Origin of the sequence: Acidovorax sp. SRB_14, assembly GCF_012932145.1 — a bacterium.
Taxonomy (GTDB): domain Bacteria; phylum Pseudomonadota; class Gammaproteobacteria; order Burkholderiales; family Burkholderiaceae_C; genus Simplicispira.
Window position 1 is genome coordinate 1 of sequence record NZ_MWOK01000038.1, and the last position, 20,427, is coordinate 20,427.

21 protein-coding genes and 1 pseudogene are annotated in these 20,427 nt (G+C 65.4%); 5 read left to right on the forward strand and 17 right to left on the reverse strand.

Annotation, left to right across the window (positions count from 1 at the left end; genetic code table 11):
- Window positions 1-255, forward strand: a pseudogene (locus B2J86_RS17440) (RNA helicase); the annotation flags it as partial.
- A 477-nt stretch (window positions 256-732) separates the two neighbouring features.
- Here the strand turns inward: B2J86_RS17440 and B2J86_RS17445 are convergent.
- The 8 genes from B2J86_RS17445 to B2J86_RS17480 all read right to left on the reverse strand — a co-directional run bounded on the left by B2J86_RS17445 (window position 733) and on the right by B2J86_RS17480 (window position 9,415).
- Window positions 733-1,617, reverse strand: coding sequence for a hypothetical protein (locus B2J86_RS17445; protein ID WP_173026240.1), 885 nt, complete (start codon window positions 1,615-1,617; stop codon window positions 733-735).
- Between the two features lie 230 nt (window positions 1,618-1,847).
- Window positions 1,848-2,522 (reverse strand): gamma-mobile-trio protein GmtX, encoded by a 675-nt coding sequence (gene gmtX / locus B2J86_RS17450; RefSeq protein ID WP_173026241.1) that lies wholly within the window; start codon window positions 2,520-2,522, stop codon window positions 1,848-1,850.
- Window positions 2,519-5,143, reverse strand: coding sequence for an integrase family protein (locus B2J86_RS17455; protein WP_173026242.1), 2,625 nt, complete (start codon window positions 5,141-5,143; stop codon window positions 2,519-2,521). The genes gmtX and B2J86_RS17455 overlap by 4 nt, the downstream gene beginning before the upstream one ends.
- Window positions 5,144-5,152: 9 nt before the next feature.
- Complete coding sequence (gene gmtY / locus B2J86_RS17460) at window positions 5,153-6,553, reverse strand: gamma-mobile-trio recombinase GmtY (protein ID WP_173026243.1); 1,401 nt, start codon at window positions 6,551-6,553, stop codon at window positions 5,153-5,155.
- 7 nt (window positions 6,554-6,560) lie between these two features.
- Complete coding sequence (locus B2J86_RS17465) at window positions 6,561-6,851, reverse strand: hypothetical protein (RefSeq protein ID WP_371736599.1); 291 nt, start codon at window positions 6,849-6,851, stop codon at window positions 6,561-6,563.
- 302 nt (window positions 6,852-7,153) lie between these two features.
- Window positions 7,154-7,795 carry a peroxiredoxin gene (locus tag B2J86_RS17470; RefSeq protein ID WP_169170731.1) on the reverse strand — a complete coding sequence of 214 codons (642 nt, stop codon included), beginning with the start codon at window positions 7,793-7,795 and terminating at the stop codon, window positions 7,154-7,156.
- A gap of 104 nt (window positions 7,796-7,899) precedes the next feature.
- Entirely contained in the window at window positions 7,900-8,406 is a 507-nt protein-coding gene (locus tag B2J86_RS17475) for a BON domain-containing protein (RefSeq protein WP_173026245.1), read from the reverse strand.
- 52 nt (window positions 8,407-8,458) lie between these two features.
- Window positions 8,459-9,415, reverse strand: a complete 957-nt coding sequence (locus tag B2J86_RS17480) for a LysR family transcriptional regulator (RefSeq protein WP_173026246.1) — start codon at window positions 9,413-9,415, stop codon at window positions 8,459-8,461.
- A 122-nt stretch (window positions 9,416-9,537) separates the two neighbouring features.
- Here B2J86_RS17480 and B2J86_RS17485 point away from each other — a divergent pair, with 122 nt between their 5' ends.
- Window positions 9,538-10,176, forward strand: a complete 639-nt coding sequence (locus B2J86_RS17485; RefSeq protein WP_169170734.1) for an FMN-dependent NADH-azoreductase — start codon at window positions 9,538-9,540, stop codon at window positions 10,174-10,176.
- 130 nt (window positions 10,177-10,306) lie between these two features.
- On the opposite strand, the gene B2J86_RS17490 is transcribed toward B2J86_RS17485, so the two are convergent.
- From B2J86_RS17490 to B2J86_RS17500, 3 genes are all read right to left on the reverse strand, one after another.
- Window positions 10,307-10,855, reverse strand: a complete 549-nt coding sequence (locus tag B2J86_RS17490; RefSeq protein WP_173026247.1) for an NADPH-dependent FMN reductase — start codon at window positions 10,853-10,855, stop codon at window positions 10,307-10,309.
- Between the two features lie 156 nt (window positions 10,856-11,011).
- On the reverse strand, window positions 11,012-11,809 hold the full coding sequence (locus tag B2J86_RS17495) for a MetQ/NlpA family ABC transporter substrate-binding protein (RefSeq protein WP_169637791.1): 798 nt from the start codon (window positions 11,807-11,809) through the stop codon (window positions 11,012-11,014).
- A 100-nt stretch (window positions 11,810-11,909) separates the two neighbouring features.
- Window positions 11,910-12,995 carry a lipopolysaccharide assembly protein LapB gene (locus B2J86_RS17500; RefSeq protein WP_173026248.1) on the reverse strand — a complete coding sequence of 362 codons (1,086 nt, stop codon included), beginning with the start codon at window positions 12,993-12,995 and terminating at the stop codon, window positions 11,910-11,912.
- Window positions 12,996-13,171: 176 nt separating this feature from the next.
- Here B2J86_RS17500 and B2J86_RS17505 point away from each other — a divergent pair, with 176 nt between their 5' ends.
- The gene (locus B2J86_RS17505) at window positions 13,172-13,816 is read left to right on the forward strand and encodes a phosphoribosyltransferase (protein WP_169170721.1); all 645 of its coding nucleotides are present in this window, start codon (window positions 13,172-13,174) and stop codon (window positions 13,814-13,816) included.
- Window positions 13,817-13,851: 35 nt separating this feature from the next.
- Here the strand turns inward: B2J86_RS17505 and B2J86_RS17510 are convergent, their stop codons facing one another.
- From B2J86_RS17510 to B2J86_RS17535, 6 genes are all read right to left on the reverse strand, one after another.
- Window positions 13,852-14,511, reverse strand: coding sequence for a dienelactone hydrolase family protein (locus B2J86_RS17510; protein ID WP_169170722.1), 660 nt, complete (start codon window positions 14,509-14,511; stop codon window positions 13,852-13,854).
- Between the two features lie 111 nt (window positions 14,512-14,622).
- Window positions 14,623-15,054, reverse strand: coding sequence for a host attachment protein (locus B2J86_RS17515; RefSeq protein WP_173026249.1), 432 nt, complete (start codon window positions 15,052-15,054; stop codon window positions 14,623-14,625).
- A gap of 184 nt (window positions 15,055-15,238) precedes the next feature.
- Entirely contained in the window at window positions 15,239-16,039 is an 801-nt protein-coding gene (locus tag B2J86_RS17520; RefSeq protein WP_173026250.1) for a MetQ/NlpA family ABC transporter substrate-binding protein, read from the reverse strand.
- Window positions 16,040-16,138: 99 nt separating this feature from the next.
- Window positions 16,139-16,804: a methionine ABC transporter permease gene (locus tag B2J86_RS17525; protein ID WP_173026251.1), complete on the reverse strand. Its 666-nt coding sequence runs from the start codon at window positions 16,802-16,804 to the stop codon at window positions 16,139-16,141.
- Between the two features lie 3 nt (window positions 16,805-16,807).
- A complete protein-coding gene (locus tag B2J86_RS17530; protein WP_173026252.1) occupies window positions 16,808-17,851 on the reverse strand; it encodes a methionine ABC transporter ATP-binding protein in 1,044 nt (347 codons plus the stop codon).
- A gap of 492 nt (window positions 17,852-18,343) precedes the next feature.
- The gene (locus B2J86_RS17535; RefSeq protein ID WP_173026253.1) at window positions 18,344-19,366 is read right to left on the reverse strand and encodes a sulfate ABC transporter substrate-binding protein; all 1,023 of its coding nucleotides are present in this window, start codon (window positions 19,364-19,366) and stop codon (window positions 18,344-18,346) included.
- Between the two features lie 145 nt (window positions 19,367-19,511).
- On the opposite strand from B2J86_RS17535, the gene B2J86_RS17540 reads away from it, so the two are divergent.
- Together B2J86_RS17540 and B2J86_RS17545 are read left to right on the forward strand one after the other, a co-directional pair.
- Window positions 19,512-19,784, forward strand: coding sequence for an oxidative damage protection protein (locus B2J86_RS17540; RefSeq protein ID WP_169170795.1), 273 nt, complete (start codon window positions 19,512-19,514; stop codon window positions 19,782-19,784).
- A gap of 71 nt (window positions 19,785-19,855) precedes the next feature.
- Window positions 19,856-20,427: MnmC family methyltransferase (locus B2J86_RS17545; RefSeq protein WP_371736600.1), on the forward strand; the 572-nt coding region annotated here is incomplete at its 3' end.

The window sequence follows — 20,427 nt, forward strand, 5'->3', positions numbered from 1 at the left end:
AGCGACGCCCAGCCGCCCCGCGAGAACGCCCACCTGGGCACGCACGGAGGGCACAGCATGCCGTCGAGCCGCGGCTCCGGCCCCTCGGGCCAGCCCGACCCGATGCGCACCAGCGTGGACAGCATGGCCGAGCGCGGCCGCCGTGGCGGCGGCTTTCGCAGCGGTGGTGGCGGCGGCGGATACGGCGGTGGCAACAGCGGCGGCGGTCGTGGTGGTCCGCGCGGCGGTGGCGGCGGCGGCGGATATGGCCGCTGATCCTGCGCTGGCATAGCGAAGCGCCTATACAGCAGCAGGTCCGCTAGCGGACCATCCCTAGAAATAGGCACATGCTGCCCACAGCAAAAAACCCAGGACCGTTAATCGTCTCGTACCCTAAACATACATATGATGTGAGAGAGTGGCTATAGACAGCTATCAACACTGAACTTTTATCATCGACGCATTCGATGTATAAACACATCGTAATGCATCGTAACTTCCAAGCGCCGACGGCAACGTCGGCGCTTTTTTTATGTGAGTCACACCCATGTTACGTATCCCGATTGAACTGACTACCTGCGACGGTTTCTGTTGACCAGCTTGCTGGAACTGACCGGCAGAATTCGGCCAATTTCAGTCACTCACATTGCGAGACCCAACCGGCCGGTACAGAAAAATTGCGTTAGTTCACCCCGAGACATTTTTCACTTCGAAGCTGTCGTCTGGCCATATTTTATTGGCCGATCCCTATTATCAGGGACCGTGATAGAAGATGATTTTTGCCTTATCGTTACTAAATCCTAAATCCATGGGTGCAAGTGGCTTCAGCTTCGAGGACATGAAGGCGGAGAGAATTAGCATCCAAGTAAATACGCCACTTATGACCGCATCTTTAGTATTATTTGAAATAATAAACAGTATTGTTAAAGATGCTGCCGGCAATATTAGCCAATACGTCATTGCGTTCATCCATTTGACCAATCTCGGATTGATCGGATGGCGAAAACCCACTAGGGCGCATGAAATTTGATCGGATATTGCATTAATGCCGATCTGCGATCCGTATTGCGAGTTGTGCCATATTTGCACTAGGATACCTTTACCCGGATGAAGAATGTCAAAGTAGATGGGAAGGCGCTGCTGACCGGATGCGGCATGAATAACTCGACCCAGATGAACACGGGCCGATGCATCATTGCTAATACAGCCCCGCAAGGCATAGTCACCGATCCCTTCTTCTATTGTGATCTGTACTTTTACCATTGGGTTGAAAGCGCTACCCCAAAAGGGTTTTTGGCCTGCATTCCAAACACGAAGCTCAGTAATTGTGAACCAGCCATTCGGGCATTTCATTCGCGTTTCAAGATGCGGCGCCATAAAGGGAAATGGGGCTAGCTTGAGCTTCGTCTGCAACGGGTAAAGTGGGAAGCGAGTTCGGGAATCCCGTGAATTGGAAGACACTGCCAACTGGGCGTGTGCTTGCTCATGTTTTTCTTTTAGTTTTAGGTAGAATGTAATCGTGGATATCAACAAGGTTGTAATCCCTGCCGTGTATCGCAGCAGCCCCTGAAGATCTTCATTTCTAAGAATCAATGAAAAATCACTAAGGTGATGTAGAAAACCGTTGACATAATTCATTCGCAAGTCCGCTTACCGGCTGGTTGCCGAAATTCAGCATTCTGCTCGAAACAACCGCTCCCGCTACATCGCCGACCTTCAAGTCGATTCGACAAATGCCCGCGTTGGGTCGTTTGCTGCCGGCGGTCAAGGCAAGTACTTTGGTCAGGTCCACGCGCAATGGTGGTCAACAATGACCAGCGTCTGCCGCCATGGGCACCGCTCCAGACCCTGCACTCGACGTGAGTCAGTCACCGGGGAATGGCGTCGCCCAGTACCTTGCGAACGGCACGGGCAAAGCCCACCTCGAACACCACCCGGCCGCGCTCGTTGACGATTTCCCCGTGGCTGCCTTCCTTCAGGCCGCGCTCTTCGAGGTAGCTGGCCGACACCGCTTTCTGCAAGGCTTCGCGCTCCGACGGCGTCAGTTGCGCGGACAGGGCGAGCACGGCCACCGGCTGTGCCCCTGGCGCCGCAGAGACGGTCGCGCCTAGGGGTCGCCGGTCCACGGTCACCTGGGTGTTGGCTTTCAGCACGTTGAGTTGTGCCTTGAGCTTGTCGCGCTCGGCAATGATGGCCTGCATGATGGAGCGGATGGCCGGGTCTTCGATGCGCATCAGGTATTCATGGCTCGCCAGGGTCTTCGGGGGCTTAGGTGCGGCGGGGCCGGCATAGGCGGTCCAGGCTTCGATGAGCGCCCGGTAGTCGGCGGACGGGGCGTTGTAGAGGGCTCGGCCCTTCAGGATGCCTTCGGCTTCAGCCAGGCGGCCGATGGCCGGCAGCGAGAAGTCGCGCGAGCCAGCCGCGTGCTGCCTGCGGCAAAGCTCATGCATCTTCGCCAGATTTGCCCGCCGGTTCGAGCGCCCGCCCTTGTCGAGCAGCGACGCTAGTACGGCGTCCGGGTGGATGTCCGTCACGCCGTTCATGCTTCAGCTCCCTTCAGGTTCTGTCGCCCGGCGGAGAACGCCTGGACGGGGCGGGTTGCGGGCAGCAGCGAGGCAAGATCCATGTCGAAGTGCTGGCTGAGGCGCGCGCCTGCGTCCATCAGGCGAATTACTTCCCGCTGGCCCAGCGCGGGATTTTCAGGGTTCATCTGCCGGGCGAGTTGCCGCATGAAGGCGTTGCCAGCGAGAAGCTGCTCCTGTTCGCTCAGAAGCATGAACACAGGTGACAGGTTGTCGCGGTAGAGCACGCCATCGAGCAGCTGGCTGCGGCGGAAGACCGCCTTGCCCGGCTCCAGGTCGGGGTAGACCTCGACACTTTCGCAGACACCGGCCAACTGGAGCAACTCCGACTCCGTCTCCTCGAAGGCGACCTGCACGTCAACCACCGCCCCGGCTGCGACCAGCTGCGTGCCATCGCCCAGCGGGGCTTCGAGCGCCGCCTTGCAACGTTCGATGAGCCGCCAGCAGGCCACCAGGTCTTCGGCCAGGTCGCTGAAGCGCTTCATTGCGCTTTCCCACACCCGCTCGGCCTGTCGGTAGGCGTCCTGGCGAGCGAACGGCTGCCCCGCATCCTCCGCATCCGCCTTCTGCTTCTTCAGACCTTGCAAGTCCTCCTCGCGAGCAAGGCACGCGTTGCGTGCCTCATCGAAGTGATAGGCCAGTGTGTTGAAGTGGGCCGCCAGCGCAGGCAGGTGGTGCGGCTCGGTCACGAACCAGCGGCAACGCACGCAGTTGCGGCTGCCGCCCGGAACCGGCCCGTGCTTCGGGGCTGAAGCCGAGCCGAGGTTCGACCCGCCGTTGTAGCAGCCGCCGACGGAGCCGTTGTCTTCGACTTCGCTGGTGTTGCCGCCGACCAGGCACAGCCCGTGGGGCATCGGCATCCAACCCACCGGGTTGCGTGCGGCAGGATGCTGAGGGATGGCGGCGGCAAGGCTGGGTACGCTGTTGCAGATGGCTTTTTGCAGTAGTTCTCCGTGCTCGGTGTCGAGCAGGAAGTTCTGGATGCTCGCTTCCTTGCCCGCTTCGAGCCGCTCTGCCGCGCCGAGCAGCATGTCGCGGATGTGCGTCGCGCCGGGCTTGGTGTAGTACAGCGTCATCAGCAGCCGGCTGTGACCCACGAGCTTCTGTAGCACGGGGAACGGCACCTGCCCTTCCAGGGCCAGCGCGGTGATGAGAGAGACGCGCAGGCTGTGCAGGGGAAAGAGTGTTACCACGTAACCAATCTGCTTACTTTTGGCTCTTACTTCTGGTGGCGGGATAAATCGGATCGGCGCTCCGTTGCAATGGGTCTCCCCCCGGTCAGTCAGTCGTAATTCAAAGGCTTCAAGCAGGCAAAACCAGGGTTTGAGCACGACATCTCCGGTGAGGGGCAAATGGCGTTCACCTTCGCGTGCCTCCGGCAAGCGAAAGAGGAAACAGGCGTCCGGATAGCCCGTAAGTTGCACCTCGCTTTTCGCCGGAATGTGGCGGCCATCCAGAGCCGTCCAGGCCGTGCGCCGTGACACGGGGTTGTACTTCTCCTGCCAGTTGCGCAGCTTCTCCAGCCAGTAAAAGACGTCCTGGTGCACCGGCCCACCAGAGGACCATGGCAGCACGTAGCCCTTCTCGGGGCCGAATTTGGCAATGTCGGCGGTCTTGTTGGTGTTGATGTAGAGCACGGCAGGGATGGCCTCACCGTCGGCGAGAGGGTCGCTGCGGCGGAATACTCCCTGCTGAAGGGGTCGGCGTTCGCTGCCCTGTGCAAGCCGGCTCGGGTTCAAGGTCCAAGCACCCGCCGCGTAGCGCCAGGTATCGGCTTCGCCCGAATCGAGCATGCGGACTTGGAAGGTGCGCAGCGGCAGGATGAGCTTCACGAGCAGAGCGACCCAGCGCCCAGGACTCCAGATCTCCAGCACCTGCCCGCCGCGATAGTTCGGGCTCACCTTGCGGACCCGCCACACACAGTCCGGGTCGCTCCGGTCTATCTGCGCCTCGGCCACCTCGAACCAGTCGGGTGCGCCGTACCCGCGCTGGCCGATTTCCACGCCCAGGGCGCCCTGCGCCCACTGCCAGTCCCGGAAGTGTGGTCCTGCCGCGAGCATGTGTCGCAGTTCGTCGATGTAACCGTAGGGTAGCGGCGAATGCACGCTTTCGTCGCGCCGGGGCAGGCCGCTCGTGGTCATCCGGGGCACGGGGTTGTGAAAGGCTGACGAGACCACCGACTGGCCGTCGTCGTCGGTTTCGCTGAACTCTCGCAGCAGCACAAAGTGCAGGAAGGCGCGGATGGCGTTGTTGTACTTGATGCCCGTTGCCGAATCCGGGCAGGCGGTGCGGTAGAAGTCAGGCAGGACCGTGCTGCGGGCCAGGAGCACCGCCGGGTCGAGCGGCAGTCCCTGCTGGATAAGGTAGCGCTCAAAAAAGGCCACCAAGCCGTTGAGCTTCGAGGCGACACCGCTCGTTTTCCCTTTGAGCCACTCCACCGCCAAAGCGCGCCAAGCAGTCAGTTGCGGGTGCTCCCGCTCCACCCAACCCAGGCTGGTGTCGTTTTTACGATTCACCCCTTTCAGCTTAGGGGTCGGGGCAGCAGATGACTTGGGCGTGGTCGTTGTCTTCATTTCGGTCATGTGAATTCCTCAGTCGTTGAATTCGATGCCCGGCAGCGGACCTACCGGCACGGACGGCGTGCCAGTGAGCTTGTCCCGCAGCCGCTGCGCGGCCGCTTCAAGCGCCGCCAGGGCCTCGCGGGTGGTCGCCTGCGTGTAGACCTCCTGGCTCTCCAGGGAGGCGTGGTGCATGAAGCGGCGAATCAGCGACTTGTCGACGCCGGCGTTGCGCAGCCGGCGGCCGTAGGCGTGGCGGTGGCCGTGCGGCGTCGTGCCCAGTGCCTTGCCGACCGCGAGGCCGATGCGTTCGCAGGCGGCGGCATGGGCCTTGTTGTACTGGGTGAGCGTGTACATCGAGCCCACGGGCTCGCGGCTCAGGTTGATGAAGGCAAACGGGTGGTCGCGCTCGGTGCACGCGACCTGCTCCAGGTAGCGGTGCCACAGTTGCAGGAACCACTCGCCATATTCGGGCAGGAACCAGTACGCCTGCTTGTAGTAGGCCGCATCGTGCATGCCGCCCTTCCAGCCGGCGTGGCGCCGGTCCATGACCTCGGTGCGCGGCACGAGGCCGAACTGCTGGGCGACGTATTCCGCCCGGTTGCCTTTGCGCGGCTTACCCCGCTCGTCGCGCCAATTGGCAGGCGCGGCGCCATGGCTCGGGTGATGGATGAGCACCTTGGCCTGGCGCGGGTTGGCCGGGTCCGGGAACACGTCCGAAACGTAGAGGTGGAAGGGCTCCGACTCGCGAAAGCCAGCCCCGTGCAGCAGCAGCGTGATGAGCATGCCGCGATAGTCCTGGCGCCCGGCCGCGTTGAATCCCTTGGCCAGGAGTTCTTCGAAGCGCTCTTCCGGGAAGGCTGGCGGCTCGCCTCTTTCGACCTTCGGCAGGCGCTGGCCGCGTACGCGATGCCTCGTTTCGGCAGGGGATGCGTTCGCCGCCCAGGTGTGCCCGAGAAAGGCCTTGCTGCGCCGGAACTGGTAGGCGGCCTCGTCGGTCTGCCGGTCGAAGGCGCCGCCCGCATAGCGCGGATTCACCTGGGCCGCCGCAGGACGCATCTCGCCGAGCCAGTCGAAAAAGTCCGTCAGATGAGTGACGATGTGCGAGGCGTCCTGCGGCGAGCGCGGCGCCCAGCACAGGCCGCTGGGGTCGAGGCCGGTCGCGCGGTCGAAGGTGCCGGTGTAGAGCCGCTGGGCGAAGTTCTGGAACAGGCGGTAGGTGTCGCGCTCGGCGGGGTTGGATTGCAGGTATTCGAGGAACATCCGCACCGAGCGGGCCACTTTCGACATCCAGGCCAGGCTGCGGTCGTGGCTGCGGTACAGGCAATAGTCGAGCAAAGGCTCCAACACCCCAGCCGGGGTCAGCAGCGCAGGCAGCTCGGTATAGACACCTGTGGCATCGGTGTGGATGCGGGCTTTGACGGTCACAAACATGGGGGGCCTAAACCGCTAGACGACGCAACAAGTCCGTCGCGCCTTTGAAATCGACGTGGCGCACATGCATGACCAAATCCACTGCGCCGCCTCCGCCACGCTGGAGCCGTGTATCGAAGAACTTGGGGCCGCGAAGCAACAATTCGAAATCCTGTCCTTCGGCATTGACGTGGTAGCGCTGAGTGCCCTGCGCCTTCAGCGGCTCGAACGTGTTGTCGGCCTTCGCATGGCACCCCAGCTTCTCCAGCACCCATAGGGCATCCAGCGCTCGCCAGCGCTCCAGAGTCAAGTTATCCACAGACCGTCGCCCCATACGCTCCTCCCCCGGCCCCCCACCTGCTACTCGTCTTTCAAAGAAAGACGGCTACTCGAAACAGCCAAAGACATCGCTGCATCTTCCTGCGCAGACTACATGCCATGTTGCTTTAAGGAATAGCTATGGAAAACACTAGGCAAGAAAAAGCCCCTGCGCGAGGGGCTTGGAGGGCTTCCGGCTGTTAAACCACCCTAACTATGTATTGATTGTTGGGGGGGATAACTCACGGAGCCTGGGTTTTTTCATTCCGAGGGCGACCGGCCCTCGCGGTTGAAGCAAGCCGCTCAGGGGCCGGGCTGGGGCGTGATGCGCAGGTAGGGCTTGACGGTCTTGAAGCCCTTGGGGAAGCGCTGGGCCAGCTCGGCCGGGTCTTGCAGGCTGGGAACGATGATCACGTCTTCGCCGTACTTCCAGTTCACCGGCGTGGCCACCTTGTAGTTGTCGGTGAGCTGCAGCGAATCGATCACGCGCAGGATCTCGTCGAAGTTGCGCCCGGTGCTGGCCGGGTAGGTGAAGGTGGTTCGGATGACCTTCTTCGGGTCGATGATGAACACGCTGCGCACCGTGGCGGTGGTCGAGGCGTTCGGGTGGATCATGTCGTACAGGTTGGCGACCTTCCTGTCGGCATCGGCCAGGATGGGGAAGTCCACCTTGGTGTGCTGCGTCTCGTTGATGTCGTGCACCCAGTCGGTGTGCGACTGGAGCGGGTCGATGCTGACGGCGATGGCCTTGGTATTGCGCTTGGCGAACTCGCCCGACAGGGCCGCCGTCTTGCCCAGCTCGGTAGTGCACACGGGCGTGAAATCGGCCGGGTGCGAGAACAGCACAACCCACGAGTCGCCCGCCCACTCGTGGAAATGGATAGGGCCGGCCGTGGATTCCTGCGTGAAGTCGGGGGCTGTGTCGCCGAGTCTGAGGGTTGCCATCGAGTCGCTCCTGCTGGTGTGAAGACGGACGATTTTGCGCCTCCACCGCTTGAAGTCCAAACAAATATATCGTTGTGAATTAATCGCAAAAGCATCTATGGCGGTCAGGGCGCCACCACCTCCAGTTCGTTGACGACGGCTTCGACATCGTCCAGGCCGCGCACCAGCTGCTCCAGCGCCTGCGCCTGCTCCGGGCTGCGCACGCAGCCCCGCAACCACACCCAGCGCCGCTGGCCCAGCGCCCAAACACTGGTGTCGGCAAAGCGGCCATCGACCTGCACCGCCTTTTGCACGCGCTCCATGATCTCCGCGTCGTACAGGTAGGCGTTGGGCAGGCGGCAGCGCCCCGCGCGAAAGCAGCTGGTGCCGCGCTCGGCGCGGCCATGGGCCTGGGCCTGCATCTCGCTCAGAGATACCTCGGGCCCCGGTGGCACAGGGCACTGGGCGATCGCCAGGGTGAGCTGCATAAACGGGTCATTGAAATAATTGCGGCGCTCCTGCGCCACCGCTGCGCAAGCAACAACCGCCAGCGCCAGCGCCACAGCCCGCACAGCCCGCACGGCCCGCTGTCCGCCAGGCGCGGGCCTGGCGCCGTGAAGGGCTGTATCCATGGCTTTCATACCCTGCTCCTTGATGTGCTGCGCCACAGCACCAGTTCGCCTTTTACCCTTGCCGCATTGCAACGGCCACAGCATCACCCGCGCGCACGCGGCTGGCCAGGCTGCTGCTCCCGGGCATGGTTTCGCCCAGAAAGTCGAGAAAACGCCGCACCGCCGGCGACAGGCCGCGGCGCGACGGAAACACCGCATGCACCACGCCGCGCGGCGGCGCCCATCCGGGCAGCAGATGCACCAGCCGGCCCGAGCGCAGTTCGTCGTGGCACATGTAGTCGGGCAGCCAGCACATGCCGGAGCCGGCCAGCGCCGCGAACTTGAGTGTCAGCAGGTCGTCGGCCACATAGCGCGGGCTGTGCTGCACGGTCTGCTCGCGCCCGCCCGCGCCGACAAGGCGTAGCACGGATCGCCCCTCGGCGGCCGACATGGCCACGCTGTCGAGGCGGGCCAGGTCTTCGAGCGTTTGCGGCGTGCCTTGGCGGGCCAGCAAATCGGGGCTGGCCACCAGGATCTGCGCGGAATCATCAAGCCGCTTGACGACCATGCTGCCGCTGTCGTCCAGCGTGGCGCGCACGCGCAGCGCCACATCCACGCCCTCCTCCACCAGGTTGACGACGCGGTTGCTGACCTGCATCTCGATGCGCACCAGCGGGTAGCGCGCCAGAAAGAGCGGCATCAGCTCGCCCAGAACGGTCTGCGCCAACGTCACCGGGCAGGCCACGCGCACCGTGCCGCGCGGCTCGGTCTGCACCTGGGCCACCGTGTCCCACGCTGCCTGGGCCGACTCGCGCAGGGCCTGGCAATGGCGCAGATAGGCCTCGCCCACCTCGGTCAGCGAGAGCTTGCGCGTCGTGCGCTGCAACAGGCGCACGCCCAGCTGGGCCTCCAGCTCGGACACGCGGCGCGACAGGCGCGATTTGGGAATGCCCAGGGCGCGGCCGGCGGCGGCAAACCCGCCCCGCTCGACCACCTCGGCAAAGTACAGCATGTCGTTGAGATCTTGCATGGAGATTGTCCTATTGATAAGACAATCTATCGCAAAACAGCCTACTTATCAAACAATCGAGACAGTCTCACAATCCATTCATCGCCACACACCGTGGCCGCCACATTCTTCAGGAGCACTCCATGCAATTGCTGCACATCGATTCCGCCATCACCGGCGCCCAGTCCGTCTCGCGCCAGCTCACGGCCCAGATCGTCGCCGCCTGGAAGGCCAGCCACCCCGGCACGCAGGTCGGCTACCTCGACCTCGTGGCCAATGCGCCGGCCCACTTCACCATGGACGCCATGGCCCCGCGCACCGGCCAGACCGACAACCTGAGCGAAAGCCAGCAGCGCGAGAACGCCGTCTCCGAGCAGCTGGTGAGCCAGTTCCTTGCGGCCGACGTGGTGGTGATCGGCGCACCGTTCTACAACTTCAGCATCCCGACCCAGCTCAAGGCCTGGATCGACCGCCTGGCACAGCCCGGCCGCACCTTCCGCTACACCGCCAACGGCCCCGAAGGCCTGGCCAAGGGCAAGACCGTGATCATCGCCTCGACCCGCGGCGGCGTGTACTCCACCAGCGAAGGCGGCCGCGCCATGGAACACCAGGAGAGCTACCTGCAGACCGTGCTGGGCTTCTTCGGCGTGACCGACGTGCGCTTCGTGCGCGCCGAGGGCGTCGCGATGGGCGAGGCCGCCAAGGCCGCCGCACTCGAGAGCGCCACGCAGGCCATCTGCACCCAGGCCGCCAACCAGCCGCAGGTGGTCGAGGCCGCCTGAAACGGCGTGGCATTGCGCCACGCCCTGCACAAAAAAACCCGGTTTCGACCGGGTTTTTTGCTTTCATTTGCATGAAATCGGGCTCAAACGCCCGCTGGTAAAGCGCTAGCAGCTATTGATTCAATAGCCATCAGGCATGCTTTTTGACCCAGGCCACATAGTGGTCCATCCAGCCCTGGAGGAACTTCTTGCTGCCTTCGCCGATGTTGCCGCCAGCATCGAACAGGCCTTCATTGGCGTGGACGAAGGCCTCGGGCTGGCCCATCGCCGGGACATCGAGGTAGGCCAGGATGTTGCGCAGATGCTGCTGCGCCATCGCCGTCCCGGCAGCGCCGATCGACGTACCGATCACGCCCGCCGGCTTGCCGGCCCAGGCATTCTGGCCATAGGGGCGCGAAGCGTTGTCGATGGCATTTTTCAGCACGCCGGGCACCGAGCGGTTGTATTCGGGCGTGACGAACAGCAGGCCCTGCGCCGCCTTGACTTCCCCCTTGAGGCGCAGCACGGACGGCGCCTGCTGGCCGTCGTCGTCCTGGTTGTACAGCGGCAGGTCATCGATGCGCAGCTGCGTGAACTGAAAATCTGCCGGCCCCAAGCGCGCCAGCGCCGTGGCCAGCTGGCGGTTGAACGAATCCTTGCGCAGGCTGCCGACGATGACAGCGATCTGGAACTGGCTCATGGATGCTCCTTGAACGTGGAAAAGGCCGTGAAAGCACGGGCAAAACCACTATAGAGCTTGGCCATGCTTCCTGCAGGGCATGTCAGTCCGCCGCCGTTCACTATTATTTCAATAGCCTCCAGCGCTTTACCGACAAGCGCTGGAGCCCTGAAACACTCAGAACGCCGGCAGCACCGAACCCTTGAACTCGGTCAGGATGAACTGGCGGATTTCCTCGGAGTGGTAGGCCTTGAGCAGCTGGGCCACCCAGGGCTTGTCCTTGTCGGCCTCGCGCACCGCGATCAGGTTGGCGTAGGGGCCCTTGGCGTTTTCCTGCGCGATGGCGTCGGTCTTGGGGTTCAGCCCGGCCGAAATGGCGAAGTTGGTGTTGATGGCCGAGGCATCGAGGTCGTCGAGCGAGCGCGCCAGCTGGGCCGCGTCGAGTTCCACGAACCGGAGCTTCTTGGGGTTGCCCACGACGTCCAGCGGCGTGGCCTTGAGGCCGGCGCCGTCCTTGAGCTTGATCAGGCCCTTGTCCTGCAGCACCAGCAGCACGCGCCCGCCGTTGGTCGGGTCGTTCGGAATGCCGAACTTGGCGCCTTCCTTGAGGTCTTCGAGCTTCTTGACCTTCTTCGAATAGAGGCCGATGGGAAAGTTGACGGTGGTGCCCACCGACACGATCTTGTAGCCGCGGTCCTTGATCTGCGCGTCGAGATAGGGCTTGTGCTGGTAGGCGTTGGCGTCGAGGTCGCCGGAGGCCAGCGCGGCGTTGGGCTGCACATAGTCGCTGAACTCCACCACCTGGATCTTCAGGCCGTCCTTGGCCGCCACTTTCTTGACCTGCTCGAAGATCTGCGCGTGCGGGCCGGCCGTGACGCCGATTTTCAGGGTCTTGTCCTGGGCCCAGGCGCCCGTGGTGACACCAGCGGCCAGGGCCAGTGCGAGGGCGGATTGCAGGAGGGAGCGCTTGTTCACGGAAACACCTTTCAGTCAGAGATGCGCCGATCTTAGGGTTGCCCCTATCCAACCCCAACGACTATGTTTTCATTTTCTTAAGCCATTCAAACATAAGGAATCAGCTGCGCAGAGCGACGTTGTTGAGCTTGTCGAGCCGCTCGGGCCAGCCGCCTTCCGCCGCGGACTGCAGCAGGATGCGCGTCCAGGCCACCCAGGCGTCCCATTGCACGCGCTTGTCCCATGCGTTGCCCCAGGCGCTGAACGCCTGCAGCGCGCTCTCGGCCGCCTGCCGCGCCTCAGCCTGGCGGCCCGCCGACAGGTAGAGCTGCGCCAGCACCATCTGCGGCTCGCCCACCCACGGGTTGTGGCGCACGGCCTGCTCCATCACCGCGGTGGCCACGTCCAGGTCCACCAGCGGCACGTCCTGCTGGATCACCGACCAGTACAGCGCGGTGGCGGCCGCCTCGTCGGCGGCAGACAGCGGCTGCGTGCAGCCGCCGAACACCGGCGGCAGTGGCACGAGGCCTTCTAGGCCCGGGTGCTGCAGCGCCTGGGCCAGGCGCGAGATCTGGTGCAGCATGCGCCCGCTGGGGCGCATCGGCCCGGGCCACAGCGACGCGGCCCAGTGCGTGGCCTGCGGGCGCTGCTGCACGCCCGGAAAGCGCGAATAGACGTCGTCCTGCCAGCTGAACCACTGCTCGATGGTGTCGGCCATGCTGACCACCAGGAAGGCCGCCACCTCGAAGGGCGTGAGCCGCTGCGGCTGGCCGTTTTTCTCCAGCACCAGGCTGCCGTCGGCCTCCAGCGCGTTGTCGAGCACGCGCTGCACGAACTGCGTGCGGCTCATGGTGCAGAACAGGTAGACCAGGTGCTCGGCCGGTTCGCCGACCAGCGCCTGCAGGCGGCCGCGTTCGCTCGCGGCATCGAACTTGACGAGGTCGACGAACGCGTTGCCGTACACGCTGTGCAGCAGGCCCAGCAGGCGGATGTCGCGCGGTTGCTGCCACAGCGTGAGCGAACGCGCCACGCCCACCAGGTGGTGGCGGAAGGTGCCAGCCTTGTGCCAGTCCTGGCCCACGTTGCGCGCCAGCACGGTGGGCAGCACGGGGGCCAGGTCAGCGTCCTGGGCCAGCCATTCGTCGTCGAGCAGCGCCTGGGCGCGCGTGAACAGGGTGGGGTCGAGCGGGTGCAATGGCAGGATCATGGGGTCTCTTTCGCGGTCTCTTTCGGGAAAATGGCAACCCGAGTATCCACGCCCGGCAAACGCCCCGCCGAGCCACGGGCTTGGACCGCACGCGGGGCGGGCGTGAAAAGGCCGTTGACTTGCGCCGCCAGGATGCTGAAACTGCATCGACCGGCCCCTGCCGTCCCGAGCACGCCATGCCCTCCGCCTCCCGCCCGCTGATCTTCGAAGACCGCCAGGATGCCGCGCGCCAGCTTGCCGCGCGGCTGCAGGCCTACCGCGGCAAGAACCCACTGGTGCTGGCCATCCCGCGCGGCGCGGTGCCCATGGCCCATGCCCTGGCCGCCGCGCTGCAGGGCGACCTCGACGTGGTGCTGGTGCACAAGCTGGGCGCTCCCTTCCAGCCCGAGTACGCCATCGGTTCGGTCGACGAGAGTGGCTGGACCTACCTCTCGCCCTACGCCGCTGGGGCCGGCGCCGATGCGGCCTACCTCGCTGCCGAAAAGTACTGGCAGATGGAGGCCATCCGCCAGCGCCGGTTGCTGTACACGCCGGTGCGGCCGCCCCTGGACCCTGCGGGCCGCACCGTCATCGTGGTGGACGACGGCCTGGCCACCGGCGCCACCATGGTGGCCGCCCTGCACGGCCTGCGCCAGCGCCACCCCGCCACGCTGGTTTGCGCCGTGCCGGTGTCGTCGCCGGAGGCGCTCGCCCTGGTCCGCCCTCTGGCCGACGAGGTGCTGTGCCTGCAGACGCCCGCCGACTTTCACGCCGTGGGCCAGTTCTACCGGGACTTTGGCCAGGTCGAGGACGACGAGGTGATTGCACTGCTCAAGCCGTGAGTAACGGGGCGAGCCCAGGCTGGCCTCGCCCCGGCTCAAGCGCCGGGGACAGGCCGCAGGTAGCGTTCGAACCAGTCGGCGGCCTGCCGGGCCACCGCGTCCAGCGTGCCGGGCTCCTCGAACAAATGGCTGGCGCCCGGAACAATGCCCAAGGTGTGCGGGCAGCGCAGGTGCGAGGCCGCCAGCCGGTTGAGCTCCAACACCTCGGTGTCCAGGCTGCCCACGAGCAACAGGGTCGGACAGGCCACGCGCGCCAGCGCCTCGGGCCCGGCCAGGTCGGGCCGGCCGCCGCGCGAGACCACGGCCCGAATGGCAGGGCCCTGCGCCGCGGCGGCCCTCAGGGCGGCCGCCGCGCCCGTGCTGGCGCCGAAATAGCCCAGCGGCAGCGAATCGGTGAGGGGCTGCCGCCCCAGCCAGCGCGCCACGGCCTGCAGCCGCTGCGTCAGCAGTGGAATGTCGAAGCGGGTGCGGTAATCGAGATCCTCCCCCACCGTGAGCAGGTCGAGCAGCAAGGTGCCCACGCTGCGTGCGTGCAGCACCCGGGCGACCTGGTTGTTGCGCGGGCTGTGCCGGCTGCTGCCGCTGCCATGGGCGAACAGCACCAGCCCGAGGGGCGCGGCGGGCAGCGCCAGCAGGCCTTCGATGTGGACCGGATCCACGGGAACCTGCACCAGTTGTTCGAACGGCAATGCCATGCCTACCTCCTTCGATGCCCGCGCTCAGCGTTTCTTCCGCGCCGTGGAGCAGCTGCGCCATCTCCCCTGGTGCAGGGCACGGGCACCGCCAGGGCGGCCGTGCGCGCCGCGTCAGAGATGGAAATCGCTGTGCAGCCGCTGCGTGAGCTCGTGCATGCCCAGGCTGGTCAGGTCCAGCGCATGGCTGTCGGCCACGCGCTTGCGCGATTCGCTGTCCAGGTGCGCGAGCAACTCGCCCAGAAACGGGTTGGAGGCGAACACCACGATGCGCCCGACCCGGTGTTCACCGACCGCGGTGGCGACCAGCCCGGCGAGCTGCTGGGCAAAGGCGCGGCGTTCATGCTCCTGGGGCCCGCTGCGCGACGCCAGGCCCGAGCGGCCGGCATGGCCGGCAGGCCCGTGGCCGGTGTCGGCGCCGTGCACGCGGCTTTGCGGGTGCACCCAGCACTCCGTCTCCGTCCAGCGCTCCGGCTTGGTGGGGTGCTGCTCCAGCACACGGGCCCTGGAACCATTGGCCACGACCACCCAGACTGGCTTTTCCATGGTGCGCCCCGCTTTCGGTGGGAAGAATTTTCATCTTCCCCCCGCGGACCAGGCCGGTCAAGCCACGCGCCAGGCCTTCACGCCAACCGCTACCTCTGCGCACGGATGCCCCGGCCACCGCCGGGCGGCACGGGCCACGCGGCCTGGCCCGGGCGTGCGCTGGCAGCTCCCCGGCCGGCCCGGCTCACCAGGCGACCGTGTAGGCGCCCTTGAACTGCGCGGCCACGAAGTCCTTCACTTCGGGGGACTGGTAGGCCTTCACGAAAGCCAGCAGGTCGGCGTCCTTCTCGTGGCCGGCGCGGGTCGCGATGACCACGGTGACATAGGGCGTGTTCGGGTTCTCGAGCGCCAGCGAGTCGCCCGTCGGCCGCAGGCCCGCCGCCACGGCGTAGCTGCTGTTGACGGCCGCGGCGTCGAGGTCGTCGAGCGAGCGCGCCAGCTGCGCGGCCTCGAGTTCGACGAACTTGAGCTTCTTGGGGTTGGCCACGATGTCCAGCGCCGAGGCGCGTGTGGTCACGCCGGGCTTGAGCTGCACCAGCCCCTGCTCGGCCAGCACCATCAAGGCGCGCGAGCCGTTGGTCGGGTCGTTGGGAATGCCCACGCGCGCGCCCGTCTTCAGGTCGGCCAGCTTGGCGACCTTCTTGGAATAGATGCCCATCTGCTGGCGCACCGCCGGCGCCACGGCCACCAGCTTGTAGCCGCGGTCCTTGTTCTGGGTTTCGAGGAAGGGCACATGCTGGTAGATGTTGGCGTCGATCTCGCCCTGCGCCAGCGCGGCGTTGGGCTGGATGAAGTCGCTGAACTCGACCAGCTTGACCTTGAGGCCGCTCTTTTCGGCCACGCGCTTGGCCACTTCGGCGATCTGGGCGTGCGGGCCGGTGGTGACGCCGATGGTGACGCTCTTGTCGGCGGCGAACGCGGCCAGCGGCAGAGCGGCCGCTGCTGCGGCGGCGGCCAGGGACTGGAGCAAAGTGCGTTTGTGCATGGTGTGTGTCCTTGGGGCAGTGCCCCTCAAAATAATGAGGCCAAATCAGCCTCCAGCGCTTATGGGGCAATCGCTATTAGCTATCAAAACAGGAGTTATTCAGCGGTGGCTCAGGCGGCGCACGGCCCAATCGCCCAGGCTCTGGATGGCCTGCACGAAGAAGATCAGCACCACCACCACGGCCAGCATGATGTCGGGCAGAAAGCGCTGGTAGCCGTAGCGAATGCCCAGGTCGCCCAGGCCGCCGCCGCCGATCGCGCCGGCCATGGCCGAGTAGCCGGTCAGGCTCACGAAGCTGATGGTCAGGCCGGCGACGATGCCGGGCAGCGCCTCGGGCAGCAAAATCTTCCAGACGATCTGGCCGGTGGTCGCGCCCATGGACTGGGCTGCCTCGACCAAGCCGTTGTCCACTTCGCGCAGCGCGGTCTCGACCAGGCGCGCGATGAAGGGCGCGGCCGCCAGCGTCAGCGGCACCACGGCGGCGCCCGTGCCGATCGACGAGCCCGTGATGAAGCGCGTGAACGGGATGATGGCCACCAGCAGGATGATGAACGGCGTCGAACGCACGGCGTTCACGATCCAGCCCACGGTCTTGTTGAGCGGGCTGTTTTCGAGCACGCCGCCCTTGTCGGTCAGGCGCAGGAACACGCCCAGCGGGATGCCGATGAGCGCGCCGATGACGCCCGAGATGCCGACCATGACGATGGTTTCCCACAGCGAAGTGGCAAACAGCTCCAGCATCATTTCAGAGAAATTTTCAAACATCGCTCAATCCTTGCTGGGCACTTCTTCGACCTGCACGCCGTGCTGGCGCAGGTGCGCAACGGCACTTTGAATCTGTTCGGCCGCGCCGCTGGCAAACACCGCCAGCGACCCGAAAGGCTGGTCCTGGATCTCGTCGATCTGGCCGTGCAGGATGGACAGTTCCAGCCCGAGGTCGCGGATCAGGTGCGACAGGATGGGCTGGTAGGCGCTCTCGCCCGCATACGACAGGCGCAGCAACTGGCCGACGCCGCCGCTGAGCCCGGCCGAGAGCTGGCGCACGCGCGCCATCACGCTGGCGGGCAACTCCTGCGGCACGATCTCGTCGATCAGGCTCTTGGTGATGGCCTGCTGCGGGCGCGTGAACACGTCGAGCACCGGGCCCTGCTCGACGATGCGACCGGCGTCGATCACGGCCACGCGGTCGGCCACCTGCTTGATGACCTGCATCTGGTGCGTGATCAGCACCACGGTGAGGCCCATCTCCTGGTTCACCTTGCGCAGCAGGTCGAGGATGGAGCGCGTCGTCTCCGGGTCCAGCGCCGAGGTGGCCTCGTCGCTGAGCAGCACCTTGGGCCGGCTGGCGAGCGCGCGCGCAATGCCCACGCGCTGCTTTTGCCCGCCGCTGATCTGCGCCGGGTAGCGGTCGGCGAGCTGCGTCAGGCCCACCAGTTCGAGCAGCGGGTCGACGCGCCGGCGGATCTCGTCCTTGGACATGCCCACCAGCTCGAGCGGCAGCGCCGCGTTGTCGAACACCGTGCGCGAGGACAGCAGATTGAAGTGCTGGAACACCATGCCGATGTCGCGGCGCGCGGCGCGCAGCTCGGCATCGCCCAGCGTCGTGAGATCGCGGCCGTTGACGATCACCGCGCCCTGGGTCGGGCGGTTGAGCAGGTTGATGGTGCGCACCAGCGAGCTCTTGCCCGCCCCGCTGCGGCCGATGATGCCGAACACCTCGCCTGGCGGAATGTGCAGGTCGATGCCGCGCAGGGCCTCGACGGGGCCCGTCGGGCCCGGATAGGTCTGGGAAAGTCCCCGAATCTCGATCATGGAAAAAAAAGGGCCACCGCACGCATGCTGCGCTGCGGAAGCCTGTGGGCAAACAAAGGGGGTGACTGTACGGTGGACGGGTGAAAGTCCAACGATTGAAAAGTCAATTGGTAAGACGCAAAGTTTATATGGCCGGGAAAACCCTCGTGCGCTGGCCTGAACTCCGCGGGGCATGGCGCCGCGCATTTCGCCTGCAATTCTATTTTTTCATAGCACCCTGCGCAGTCTGTATCAGCGTTTTAGGCACATTTCATGCCACGCAGGCGGCGGCCCGGCCATCGCCCGGCGCACCGGCAGCCGCCCGCCCTTCACGGCGCACGCGCGCATCCGCGCCCGCACTCCAGGCATTCGAGCGGGTCGCCCGCTGCCGGCGCAGACCCCAGGCAGCGGCGGTGGTGGCCAGAACACGCCCAGCCGGGGTGGACCGGGGCAGAGGGGATGGAAAAGGCATGTCGGCTCCTGGTAAAGCGCCTGCGGCCGCGGCAGCGCGGCTCACTTGCGCGTGTAGATCTGGTCAAAGTTCGCGCCGTCGGCAAAGTGCGCCTTGTCGGCCTTCGCCCAGCCGCCGAAGGCCTGGTCGATCGTGAACAGCGCGATCTGGGGAAACTGGCGCGCGAACTTGGCCTTGGCCTTCTCCGAGGTCGGGCGGTAGAAGTTCTTGCCCGCGATCTCCTGGCCATCGTCGGAGTAGAGGTACTGCAGGTATTCCTCGGCCACCTTGCGCGTGCCGCGCTTGTCCACCACCTTGTCGACCACGGCCACGCTGGGCTCGGCCAGGATGGACACCGAGGGCGCGACGATCTCGAACTTCTCGGGGCCGAACTCCTTGAGCGCCAGAAAGGCCTCGTTCTCCCAGGCCAGCAGCACGTCGCCCACGCCGCGCTGCACGAACGTGATGGTCGAGCCGCGCGCCCCGGTGTCGAGCACGGGCACGTTCTGGTAGAGCTTGCCGACGAACTCCTTGGCCTTGGCTTCGCTGCCGTACTTGCGCTTGGCGAATTCCCAGGCCGCCAGGTAGTTCCAGCGCGCGCCGCCCGAGGTCTTGGGGTTGGGCGTGATGACGGCCACGCCGGGCTTGGCGAGGTCATCCCAGTCCTTGAGGCCCTTGGGGTTGCCCTTCTTCACGAGGAAGACGATGGTCGAGGTGTAGGGCGCCGAGTTGTGCGGCAGGCGTTTCTGCCAGTCCGGCGCCACCAGGGCGCCGTGCTTGACCAGAGCGTCCACGTCGCCGGCCAGCGCCAGCGTGGCCACGTCGGCCTTGATGCCGTCGATGACCGAACGCGCCTGTTTGCCCGAGCCGCCGTGCGACTGCTTCACGGCCACCTCCTGCCCGGTCTTGGCCTTCCAGTGCCGGGCAAAGGCCTGGTTGTATTGCACATACAGCTCCCGCGTGGGGTCGTACGACACATTGAGCAAGGTCACGCCTTGCGCAAACGACGGCAATGCCGTCAGGGCCAAGCTGGCCAGCAGGGCGCTGGCCAGGGGAAACTTGATAAAGTGGCGGCGAATCTTCATGGGAAGCCTTCAGTCAGTGCATGGAAACCGGTGCGAATCACCGATGAAAGGCATTCTGGAAGGCCAGGTTAAAAACTGGAACGAATAAAATCTCAGTTCTTAATACCCAAAACATCTAAACCGATAGCCCACAAGGAATTTCTCCATGGCACGCACCGTCCACTGCATCAAGCTCGGCAAGGAAGCCGAAGGCCTCGACTTCCCGCCCTACCCCGGCGAACTGGGCAAACGCCTGTGGGAAAGCGTCAGCAAGGAAGCCTGGGCCGCGTGGCTCAAGCACCAGACCATGCTGGTCAACGAAAACCGCCTGAATCTGGCCGACGCGCGTGCGCGCCAGTACCTGGCGCGCCAGATGGAACAGCATTTCTTTGGCGGCGGCGCCGACACCGTGCAGGGCTACGTGCCGCCCAGCGCCTGAACGCCACGGCCCTGCGCAGACCTTCCGGGCGCCCCTTGTGGCGCCTTTTTCGTTCCTTTCTCTTTCCACCCATGGCACCCCGCACCGACGCAATGGACAGCAGCCCCGCCCTGGCACCCACGGCCTTCCTGCACGGCTGCGACCTGCCGGCGGCCTGGGCCGGCGAGCCGCAGTGGCGCATCCTGCAGACCGACTTTGGCGAGGGACAGGACTTTCTCGCCGCCTGGGCCGCGTGGCGCGCCGACCCTGCACGCCCCACCCTGCTGCACTTCGTCGCGCTGCAGGACGCACCGCTGCCGGCGGCCGAAGAGCGGCTGCGCGCGGCAGCGGCGCAGCCCGCGCTGGGGGCGCTGGCGCAAGAACTGCAGGCCCAGTGCTGGGGCCTGCTGCCGGGCGTGCACCGCCTGGCGTTCGAGGGCGGGCGTGTGCTGCTCACGCTCTGCGTGGGCGAGATGCCGACCCTGCTGCGCCAGCAGGACTGGACGGTGGACGCGGTCTACCTCGGCGGCCCCGGCCACTGGGGGCCGCACTTTGTCAAGGCGCTGGCGCGCTGCTGCCGGCGCGGCACGCACCTGGCCGTTGCAGACACCACGTCCGCGGCGCACGCGGCGCTGGCCCAGGGCGGCTTCGAGATCGAGAGCGA